We start from the raw sequence: 9,819 nt of genomic DNA on the forward strand, positions 1-9,819 counted from the left end.
GGTCGGCATGGTGGTGGGCCACCGCGGAGCGGAGGACGTGGCACCGGAGGTCGCCGACGTCGTCGTCATCGGCGCAGGGCACAACGGGCTCGCGTGCGCGGCCTACCTCGCGCGCGCCGGCCTCGACGTCGCCGTCCTCGAAGCAGCCGACCAGCTCGGCGGGAACACGCGCACCGAGGAGCTGACCCTGCCCGGGTTCGCGCACGACTCCTGCTCGAGCGCACACGTGCTGATCCAGTCCAATCCGATGATCCGGGACGACGAGCTCGGGCTGCTCGCGACGTACGGGCTGAAGTACCTCCACACCGACCCGGCGGTGGTGCTGCCCCAGCCCGACGGCACGAGTCTGGTGATGCACCGCGACCTGGACGGAACCGCGGCGGAGATCGCGCGGTTCTCGCGGCAGGACGCCCGCGAGTTCACCGCGATGGTGACCGAGTGGGGCGCCGGGCTTGCCGCGGTGCACGGCCGCTGGAGCTCCGGGCTGCCGCTGGGAACCGGCGAGGCGGCATCCCGCTATCGGGACCTTCGGCGGCAGAGCGCGTGGGACGTGGTACACCGACGGTTCGCGCATCCCGCGGTCCGTTCGTTCGTGCTCTGGCTCTCGATGGCGACGATCCAGGACCCGCGGCGGCCCGGCACAGGCGTACTCCCCTCGTCCCTGACGGCAGGCCGGCTGAGCTTCGGTTGGGCGACACCGGGCGGGGGCTCCCAGGCCCTTCCCGACGCCTTGACGGCGCTCATTCGAGACCACAGTGGAACGGTCGTGACCTCGGCCGGGGTCGACCGCATCGAGGTGACGCGGGGGCGGGCCCGAGCCGTACGAACCACCGACGGTCGGCGTGTCGAGGCGCGCCGGGCCATCGTCTCCAGCGCCCACCTGGCCAACCTCGCGGACTTGCTCGAGGGCGCCGGAACACCGGGGGACCTCGCGGACGCGCGGGACCGGTGGCGGCCCGGACTCAGCGTGTTCGCGGTGCACGCAGCGCTGCGGCGGGACCTGGAGTACGCCTCGGCGGGCGGGCCGCTTCGCTCGGCGGCGGCAGGGCTGGGCAGCACCGACGGAATGGTGGCCCAGATCGATGCGCACCACCGCGGTGAAGCCGACGCCCGGGACCCTTGGCTTCTCCTCGTCGGGCAGAGCGCCGTCGACCCGAGCCGGGCGCCCGAGGGCCAGGCGACCTTCAAGATCCTCACCATCGCGCCGTACGCGCTCGCGGACGGACGGGACTGGACCCGGGCCAAGGAGGAGTACGCCGACGCGCTCGTGGAGCGGGTGCGCCGTCGAGTCGACGGGCTCGCGCCGGACGACATCCTGGCGCTGCGCGCGGAGTCGCCCGTCGACGTGGCGCGGCACAATCGCCACAACGTCGGCGGGTCCTGTCACGGCGGCGAGTTCGTCACCCCCGACGGAGACGTCCTCCCGGGCTGGCCGACGTACACCACCTCGGTGCCCGGCCTCTTCCTCACCGGCGCCACGACTCATCCCGGCGGCTCGGTCTCCGGACGGCCCGGGCGCAACGCGGCTCGGGCCGTCCTGTCCGCGCTCGGCATCAACCCGGTCACGGTGATGGGTCCGACTTAGCCGGCTCAGGCCAGGATCCGCAGGGGCCTTTCGAGCAGTCCCACCAACGCCTCCATCCACCTCGCCGCCACGACGCCGTCCACCGGTCGGTGGTCGACGGACAGCGTCACCCGCATGACTGGCCGCACCCGCAGCTTCCCCTGGCGGGCGACCGGCTCCTCGCGGACCGCGCCGACCGCGAGAATCGCCGCCTGCGGCGGGTTGATGATCGCCGCGAACTCCTCCGTACCGAACATCCCGAGGTTCGTCACGCTGATCGTTCCGCCCTCCAGCTCCTCCTGGCGGAGCCGGCCGTTGCGGGCCCGCTCGGCGAGCTCGCGGGTCGCGCGGGACACCTCCGTCACCGTCATGGATTCCACGCCTCGCACGACCGGGGTCAGCAGGCCGCGCTCGGTGGCGACCGCGACCGAGACGTCCACGGCGACATACTGACGGACCGCGTCCGGCGACCAGGTCACGTTCATCTCCGGCACGAGGGCGTGGGCCCGGCCGACCGCCGTGACCACGAGGTCGTTGAGCGACACCTTCACGTCGGCACCGTCGTTGAGCTCGGCGCGGAGCTTCACCAGCCGACGTACGTCAATGGTCGCGCGGACGTAGAAGTGCGGCGTGCTCTGCTTGCTCTCGGTGAGCCGAGTCGCGATGGCGCGCCGCATCCTCGAGTGCGGGATCTTCGTGAAGCTGCCAGCAGCCGCCGCCGCAGGCCATGTCGAAGGCTGCTCCGCCGGCGCTCGCAGCGGTTCGTCGAAGCGGGCACCCATCCGTTGGGCAAGGGCCGCTTCCACGTCCCGTCGGAGGATGCGGCCTCCGGGGCCGGTCCCGTGGATCGTCTCGGTGGCCAGGCCCGCCTCCCGGGCGAGCCGCCGGGCGAGCGGGCTGGCGAAGATCCGGGCTCGGTGCTCGCCGTTGGGCGTCGTCACTTGCTCCGCGAGCGCGGGTTCGGGCAGGGCGCCGGCACCGGTGTTCGCCGTGCCGCCCTCGGGGTCGAGGCGAGCCGCCGTCTCAGCAACCGGCGCGGCTGGGTCCGCGGAGTCGACCCCGAGCTCCGTCAGGAGTGCCTCGAGGTCGCCGACCAGCTCGCCCGGGTCGCCCAGCACGGCGATGGGAGCCCCGACGTCGACCTTCGACCCCGGCGGGACCAGCCGCTTGAGGACCATCCCGTCGGCATCGGCCTCGATGTCGACCAGCGCCTTCTCAGTCTCCACGGTGGCGATCGAATCCCGTGCCGAGAACGCGGTGCTCTCCTCCACCGTCCAGTCCTGCAGGATCGCCTCGGTGGCGTTCGCCGCGATTCCGGGCATGCGCAACAGTCTGGCCATGTTCAGTACCTCGCCATCTCGGTCAGCTTCGCCACGACCTCATCGGTCTGGGCGATCGCGGCCCGTTCCAGCACCTTGCTGATACTCGGTGAGGCCTGCCCGCCCGTGACCCGTTGCACCGGCTGGTCGAGCCAGTCGAAGAACCGCCGGTGGATCTCGTCGGCGAGCCAGCCGCCGTACGACGTACCGACTGCTCCCTGTTCGGCGATCAGCACGTTGTTGGTCTTCTTGATGCTCTGGCCCAGGGTGTCCCAGTCGAGGCTCGCGCGGTCGAGCCAGCGCAGGTCCACCACCTCGGCGTCGATGTCGACCTGCTCGACCGCTTCGAGTACGTAGCGCACCATCGCGAGGTAGGAGATGACCGTGACGTCGGAGCCAGTGCGCCGGACGGCTGCCTTGCCGACCGGCAGGCAGTAATCCAGGTCGTCGACGGGGCCGAGGCCGGTGGAGGCGTAGAGGTCGACGTGCTCGAGGACGACCACCGGGTCCTTGCACCGCAGGGCACTGTTCATCAGGCCCACGTAGTCGAACGGCGTCGTGGGCGCCACGATCCGCCAGCCGGGGGCGGTGACGAAGATGCCGGCCGGGTCCATCGAGTGCTGGGAGCCGTAGCCGGTGCCCATGGCGACCTTGCTGCGCAGCACGAACGGCATGTCGCCGGTGCCTCCGAACATGTGCCGGGCCTTGCCGATCTGGTTGAACAGCTGGTCGGCCGCCACCCACATGAAGTCGGCGTACATGAACTCCACCACCGGCTTGTAGCGGCCGTCGAGGGCGATGCCGCCGCCAAGTCCCGCGAACGCGTTCTCGCTGATCGGGGTACCGAGCACCCGGTCTGGGAACCGCTCCTTGAGCCCCCGGGTGGCGCCGTTGGTGCCGCCGTTGAGCCGGTGCACGTCCTCGCCCATCACCACGACGGACGCGTCGGTCTCCATCCGGCGGGCCATGACACCGGCCACGGCGTCGATGAACTTCTGTTCGCCGAGCGCCCCGGTGAACGAATCCACGTCGGCCAGCGGAGCCTCGTCGAACTCGCTCAGGTCGCCTCGCACACCGACGTCGACGAACGCCGGGTCGGGCCACTCGCTGTCCTTGATCCGGCGCTGGCCCGGCTTCCCACCGGGCACGGGCTCGAGCAGGACATCGGTGGTGTCGGCCATGGCCTTCCTGGCGCGGGCCACGATGTCGTCGATCTCGGGTTGCGTCATGATGCCGCGCCGGAGCAGCTGGGCGGACAGCTGCTTGATCGGGTCGCGGTCGCGCCAGCGCTTCTCCTCCGCTTTACTGCGGTAGCCGAAGGCGCTGCCCGGAAACCCGCCGTTCTGGTGGAAGTACCGGTAGGTGTCGGCCTCGATGATCGTGGGCCCCTTACCGGCCCGCATGTGCGCGACCGCCTCCTGCATCGCCAGGTAGACGGCCAGCGGGTCCATCCCGTCGACTTTCCAGCTGGCAATGTTGAACCCCGGCCCACGACCAGAGAGCCGGGGCTCACCGGTGGCCTCGAACACGCTGGTGGAGACCGCGTACTGGTTGTTCTCGATGAAGAAGCAAACCGGCAGCTTCCAGGCAGCCGCCAGGTTGAAGGTCTCCAGCGTCGAGCCGATGTTGACGGCTCCGTCACCGAAGTAGGTGACCGAGACCGCGTCCGTGCCGGCCTGCCGGTGAGCCCAGGCGAACCCGGCCGCCTGCGGCACGCCGCCGCCCACGATGGCGTTCGTGCCCATCGCGCCGGCTTCCTTCCACTGCAGGTGCATGGAGCCGCCGCGGCCGTGGCTGAAGCCACGGTCCAGCCCGCAGATCTCGGCCAGCGTGCGCAGCAGCACCTCACGGATCTCCTCGGTCAGCTCCTTGGCGGGGTCGAGCCCCTTTGGCGCGACGTGGTGCAGCGCCTTCGCGAGGAACTGGTGGTGACCACGATGGGAGCCGTTCACTGCGTCCTGGCTGGTGAGGGGCAGCGCGGAGCCGACCGCTCCGGCCTCCTGACCGATGCTCGAGTGCGCGGGCCCATGGATCAGACCTGACCCCGCCGACTCGAGCACCGTCTCCTCGAACGTGCGGATCAGCACCAGCTGGCTGAGCATCGTGGTGAGCAACGCGGGCTCCGCGGCGTCCCAGTCCTCCGTGGTCACCACGAGCTCGACCCACGGCGCAGCGGGCTCCAGCTTCCTGCGGTCGGTCATCTACGCCTCCTCGGTGTCTGGCGACAGACTGGCACAGCATTGGATCCAAATCCAGATCCTGCTGGACGCTGGACATACGGCCAGCGCGTGATTCAGTATCGGAGACTCAGGCGGTGTGGAAGGAAGGGATCCAAAGTGGGGTTGCCCGGGCTGCGTCGACTGGACCACGTCGGCTTCACCGTGCCGGACCTCGAGGAGGCGACGCACTTCCTCGTCGACGTACTCGGCTGTGAGTACCTCTACTCCCTCGGCCCCTTCCGGAGCGCTGACGACGACTGGATGACCGAGCACCTGAACGTGCACCCGCGCGCAGAGGTGGTGGAGAACCGGTTCTTCCGCTGCGGGGAGCAGGCGGTGTTCGAGGTCTTCTCCTACACCTCGCCGGACCAGCGGCACGCGATTCCCCGCAACAGCGACATCGGCGGCCACCACGTCGCCTTGTACGTCGACGACCTCGACGAAGCCATCGCGCACCTGGAGCGGCATGGGGTCAGGGTGCTGGGCGGACCGACGGCGAGCAAGGGCCCGGCGGAGGGCAACCGCTGGGTCTACTTCCTGTCGCCCTGGGGGATGCAGTTCGAGCTGGTCTGCTATCCGAACGGCAAGGCTTTCGACCGGACACGTGCCGAGCAGGAGGCGACGGCATGACCGAGGGCATCATCGCGCCGACCCCTCCCGCTGAGCCGAACGCCACCGGGGCGGCGAGCGCCCGTGTTGCCGACTTCCTGCGCACGGCGATCCTGAACGGAGACATCGCCCCAGGACAGCGGATTCGCCAGGAGGAGGTGGCCGAGCGCCTCGGTGCGAGCCGGCTGCCGGTCCGCGAGGCCCTTCGGATGCTGGAGGCCGAGGGGCTCACCGAGCACGAGCCGCACAAGGGTTCGCGCGTGCCCAAGCTCTCCATGCACGAGGTGGCCGTGATCTACCAGATGCGGGAGCGGCTGGAGCCTCTGGCGCTGAGCGAGAGCATCCCCCACCTGGGGGCCGCGGAGCTGGAGCGGCTCGAGGAGATCCAGAGCCGGATCGAGGCCGACACCGACGTGCAGTCGTTCCTCGCGCTGGACCGCGAGTTCCACCTGCTCAGCTACACCGGTTGCGGCATCGAGCAGCTGACCGGCATGGTGACCAGGCTGTGGAACGCCACCCAGCACTACCGCCGTGCGTTCATGGCGCTCAGCGGACCGGGCCGGATGTGGGTGGTCAACGCCGAGCACCGGCTCCTGCTGGACGCGATCGAGCGCCGCGACACCGTGGACGCGGAGCGCTACCTGGGTGGGCACATCCGACGTACCCGGATCGAGCTGCAGCGGCATCCCGAGGTGTTCGACGGAGAGCGGCGATGACCAGCACGTTCCGCTTCACCGTCAACGGCGAGCCGGTCACGGTCGAGGCCGATCCGGACACGACGTTGCTGTCGCTGCTGCGCAACCACCTGGACCTCAAGGGCAGCCGGTTCGGCTGCGGCTTGGGCCTGTGCGGCGCCTGCTTCGTCCGGGTCGACGGCAACGTCGTACCGTCCTGCGACACGCCCCTGTGGTCGATGGACGGCCGATCGGTCGTCACCGTCGAGGGGCTCGGGTCGGACGGGCAGCTGCACCCCGTGCAGCAGGCGCTGCTGGACGAGCAGGCCGCACAGTGTGGCTTCTGCATCTCGGGTATCGCAGTGCGCGCCGTGGCGCTGCTGGAGGACAACCCGCACCCATCGGCTGAGCAGGTGGCGAAGGCCCTGGATCGGAACCTGTGCCGCTGCGGGGTCCAGCGCCGGATCGTCGACGCGGTGGTGAAGGCGGGTGAAGCCGGGTCATGACGCTGACCGACCACGGGCTGCCCCGGGACCTCGCCGCCAACCCGCGACTGTCGCGGTGGATCGGCGTCACCGCGGACGGCCGCATCGGGCTGAGGGTCGGGAAGGTCGAGCTCGGCCAGGGGATCCTGACCGCCCTCGCGCAGGTGGCCGCCGAGGAGCTCGGGGTACCGCTCACCTGCATCGACCCGCTTCCCGCGCACACCGGCCTCGGCCCGGACGAGGGACTCACGGCGGGGAGCACCTCGATCTTCGATGCCGCCCCGGCTGTCCGGCTCGTTGCGGCGCACGTGCGGGCGCGCTTCGTCGCCGAGGCGGCCCGGCGCTGGGGGGTCGATCCGGCGGACGTGGTCGTCGAGGACGGAACGTTCGGCTGCCTGAAGGACGAGCGGCGAACGTCGTACGCCGAGCTGGCCGGCTCGGTGGACCTCGGCCGCGACGTGGATGCCGGTGTCGCGGTGCCGAGCACCGTCGACATGCGGCTGGTCGGCACCAGCGCGGCGCGGATTGACCTGCCCGACAAGGTGGCCGGCCGGCCCCGCTACATCAGTGACCTCCGGCTGCCCGGCATGCTGTTCGGCCGCGTGGTGCGGCCATCGTCCCCGCGGGCGCGGCTCACCGCCGTGGGTGACGTGCTTTCCGGGCGCGCTGAGCTGCAGGTGGTCCGGGACGGGTCCTTCCTCGGTGTGGTGGGCCCAGACGAGTTCCAGGTCGCGCGCGCCGCGGAGCAACTCCGCGACGTGACCGAGTGGGACGAGCAGGACACGCTGCCGGACGAGTCCGACGTGAGCGGCTTCCTGCTGCGCGGCCCGCATGAGGACATCCCGGTTCTGGCGGAGGACATCGGCGTCACCGCACCCACCCGACGGGTGGCGGCACGGTACAGCCGGCCCTTCCTGGCGCACGCGTCCATCGGCACGAGCTGTGGCGTGGCGCGGTGGGACCGCGGCGGAAGGCTCTTCGTGTGGAGCCACAGCCAGGGCATCCACAAGCTCCGCGACGCCATCGCGCAGGCGCTCGGGCTCGACGTCGAGAAGGTCACCGTGGAGCACGCCGAGAACGCCGGCTGCTACGGCCACAACGGCGCCGACGACGCGGCCTTCGACGCCGTCCTGCTCGCGCGCGCGGTGCCGGGCGTGCCCGTCCTGGTCCAGTGGACCCGCCAAGACGAGCTCGGCTGGTCGCCCTTTGGATCGGCCATGGTGGCCGAGGTGGCGGCGGAACTCTCCGAGGCGGGGCAGCTCGCCGGGTGGACCTACGACGTGTATGGCCAGGGGCACACGGCCCGGCCCGGCTACCGGGGAACTGCCGGCCTGCTGGCCGGCGCCTACCTGGAGCGACCGCTGCCCAGCCCGGTCGCCGACGACCCGCCCCTGGCCGCCGGTGGTGGCACCACCCGCAACGCTGTTCCGATCTACGGTGTAGGCGCGCGCCGGATCACCGGACACCGTCTCGTCGAGACCCCGATCCGGTCCTCCGCGCTGCGTGCGCTCGGCGCCTTCATGAACGTGTTCAGCATCGAGTCCTTCATGGACGAGCTCGCCGCGACGTGCGAGGAGGACCCGCTCAGATTCCGGCTCCGCCATCTCCAGGACGACCGGGCGCGGGCGGTCCTGGAGACCGCTGCGAGGGCCGCCCGGTGGGGCACGCCGGTTCCGGAGGGACGTGGGCGCGGCATCGGCCTCGCCCGGTACAAGGACCGGGGCGCCTACTGCGCGGTGGTGGCGGACGTCGAGGCCGAGGAGCGTGTCGTCGTCCGCAAGCTGACTGTCGCGGTCGACGTCGGCCGGGTCATCAACCCGGACGGCGTCCGCAACCAGATCCAGGGCGGCGCCACCCAGGCCACGAGCTGGACGCTAAAGGAGCGGGTGCGGTTCGACCGGCGACGGGTGACCAGCGTGGACTGGGAGACCTATCCGATCCTGCGGTTCAGCGAGGCGCCGGCGGTCGACGTACACCTGCTCGACCGGCCCGATCTGCCGTCCGTGGGAGCCGGAGAGGCGGCCCAGGGCCCTACCGCAGCGGCCATCGGCAACGCGGTCGCCGGCGCCCTCGGCGTTCGCGTCCGTGACCTACCCATCACCACCGATGCCGTGATCGCAGCCATCGAGTCACAGACCGACTGAAGCTCCGCCCACCCAGAGAGGGAGTACCACCATGGCCGACCCGTACATCAGCTACGTGCCCTTGGCGCAGATGGACGAGCGGATGCAGGAGGAGATGCACCGCTGTGCCCGCGAGGGCACCCCCCGTCCGGAGAGCTCAGCGGTCCGCGCCCACGCGCCGAACGCGTTCTGGGCCTTCGCCGACTCGTGGAAGGCGCTGTTCCACAGCGGCGTGTGTGACCACGCGATCAAGGACCTGTGCCGGGTCTACATCTCGCGGACCGTGAAGTGCGAGTTCTGCGGCAACCAGCGCTCCGCCAAGGCTGCCGCCGCCGGTCTGGAGGAGGCGAAGTACGACGACCTGCTCAACTTCGAGTCCTCCGACAAGTACGACGAGCGGCAGAAGGCCGCCCTCGCCTACGCGCAGGCGATCGCCTGGGGGGAGCAGGACCTCGACAAGCTGTGGCAGCGTCTCCGTGAGCACTTCACCGAGCCGGAGCTCGTGGAGCTCGGCTGCTGCATCGCCTTGACGTTCGGCCAGCAGAGCTGGATCCGGCTGCTGGGCATCGACCACCACCAGTACATGGCCGGCACCGACGCGTCGATGGCGCCGGGCTTCCGCACCGCGGAGGAGCTGGCGGCGAGCAAGGCGCGCGACGACTACTGGGCGAAGCGGTAGGAGCTGCAGCCAGGAAACGCACGGCGGGGGGCCCCCCCCCGGGGGGGCCCCCCCCCGGGGGGGGGGGGGGGGGGTTTGGGGGGGGGGGGGGGGGGGGGGGGTGTTTGGTGGGGGGGGGCCCCCCCCACCCCGGATTTAAAACCCCCA

8 protein-coding genes are annotated in these 9,819 nt (G+C 70.9%); 6 read left to right on the plus strand and 2 right to left on the minus strand.

Going from position 1 to position 9,819, the window contains the following annotated elements; all coding sequences use genetic code 11:
• Positions 1 to 7: 7 nt before the first annotated feature.
• Positions 8 to 1,585, plus strand: coding sequence for a phytoene desaturase family protein (locus ACFYOS_RS07775; RefSeq protein WP_387136752.1), 1,578 nt, complete (start codon positions 8 to 10; stop codon positions 1,583 to 1,585).
• A gap of 5 nt (positions 1,586 to 1,590) precedes the next feature.
• Here ACFYOS_RS07775 and ACFYOS_RS07780 read toward each other — a convergent pair whose 3' ends face one another.
• Entirely contained in the window at positions 1,591 to 2,886 is a 1,296-nt protein-coding gene (locus tag ACFYOS_RS07780) for a 2-oxo acid dehydrogenase subunit E2 (RefSeq protein WP_387136753.1), read from the minus strand.
• A gap of 20 nt (positions 2,887 to 2,906) precedes the next feature.
• Entirely contained in the window at positions 2,907 to 5,084 is a 2,178-nt protein-coding gene (locus tag ACFYOS_RS07785) for a thiamine pyrophosphate-dependent enzyme (protein ID WP_387136755.1), read from the minus strand.
• Positions 5,085 to 5,219: 135 nt separating this feature from the next.
• Between ACFYOS_RS07785 and ACFYOS_RS07790 the strand changes: the two genes are divergently transcribed.
• Genes ACFYOS_RS07790 through ACFYOS_RS07810 form a run of 5 tightly spaced genes read left to right on the plus strand, consistent with a single transcriptional unit; the run spans position 5,220 to position 9,672 of the window.
• Positions 5,220 to 5,732 (plus strand): VOC family protein, encoded by a 513-nt coding sequence (locus ACFYOS_RS07790; protein WP_387136757.1) that lies wholly within the window; start codon positions 5,220 to 5,222, stop codon positions 5,730 to 5,732.
• Positions 5,729 to 6,427: a GntR family transcriptional regulator gene (locus ACFYOS_RS07795; RefSeq protein ID WP_387136759.1), complete on the plus strand. Its 699-nt coding sequence runs from the start codon at positions 5,729 to 5,731 to the stop codon at positions 6,425 to 6,427. Before ACFYOS_RS07790 ends, ACFYOS_RS07795 begins: the two co-directional genes overlap by 4 nt.
• Entirely contained in the window at positions 6,424 to 6,891 is a 468-nt protein-coding gene (locus ACFYOS_RS07800; RefSeq protein WP_387136761.1) for a (2Fe-2S)-binding protein, read from the plus strand. Before ACFYOS_RS07795 ends, ACFYOS_RS07800 begins: the two co-directional genes overlap by 4 nt.
• Positions 6,888 to 9,014, plus strand: coding sequence for a molybdopterin cofactor-binding domain-containing protein (locus tag ACFYOS_RS07805; RefSeq protein WP_387136762.1), 2,127 nt, complete (start codon positions 6,888 to 6,890; stop codon positions 9,012 to 9,014). Before ACFYOS_RS07800 ends, ACFYOS_RS07805 begins: the two co-directional genes overlap by 4 nt.
• A 31-nt stretch (positions 9,015 to 9,045) precedes the next feature.
• Complete coding sequence (locus ACFYOS_RS07810) at positions 9,046 to 9,672, plus strand: carboxymuconolactone decarboxylase family protein (RefSeq protein ID WP_387136764.1); 627 nt, start codon at positions 9,046 to 9,048, stop codon at positions 9,670 to 9,672.
• The last annotated feature ends 147 nt before the right edge of the window (positions 9,673 to 9,819 follow it).

It is taken from the genome of Micromonospora sp. NPDC005806 (genome assembly GCF_042871425.1).
GTDB lineage: Bacteria > Actinomycetota > Actinomycetes > Mycobacteriales > Micromonosporaceae > Micromonospora.

Coding starts and splice junctions, on each gene's coding strand:
- ACFYOS_RS07775 (WP_387136752.1), top strand. CDS start 8: ATGGTGGTGGGCCACCGCGGAGCGGAGGACGTGGCACCGGAGGTCGCC.
- ACFYOS_RS07785 (WP_387136755.1), bottom strand. CDS start 5,084: ATGACCGACCGCAGGAAGCTGGAGCCCGCTGCGCCGTGGGTCGAGCTC.
- ACFYOS_RS07810 (WP_387136764.1), top strand. CDS start 9,046: ATGGCCGACCCGTACATCAGCTACGTGCCCTTGGCGCAGATGGACGAG.
- ACFYOS_RS07795 (WP_387136759.1), top strand. CDS start 5,729: ATGACCGAGGGCATCATCGCGCCGACCCCTCCCGCTGAGCCGAACGCC.
- ACFYOS_RS07780 (WP_387136753.1), bottom strand. CDS start 2,886: ATGCCCGGAATCGCGGCGAACGCCACCGAGGCGATCCTGCAGGACTGG.
- ACFYOS_RS07805 (WP_387136762.1), top strand. CDS start 6,888: ATGACGCTGACCGACCACGGGCTGCCCCGGGACCTCGCCGCCAACCCG.
- ACFYOS_RS07800 (WP_387136761.1), top strand. CDS start 6,424: ATGACCAGCACGTTCCGCTTCACCGTCAACGGCGAGCCGGTCACGGTC.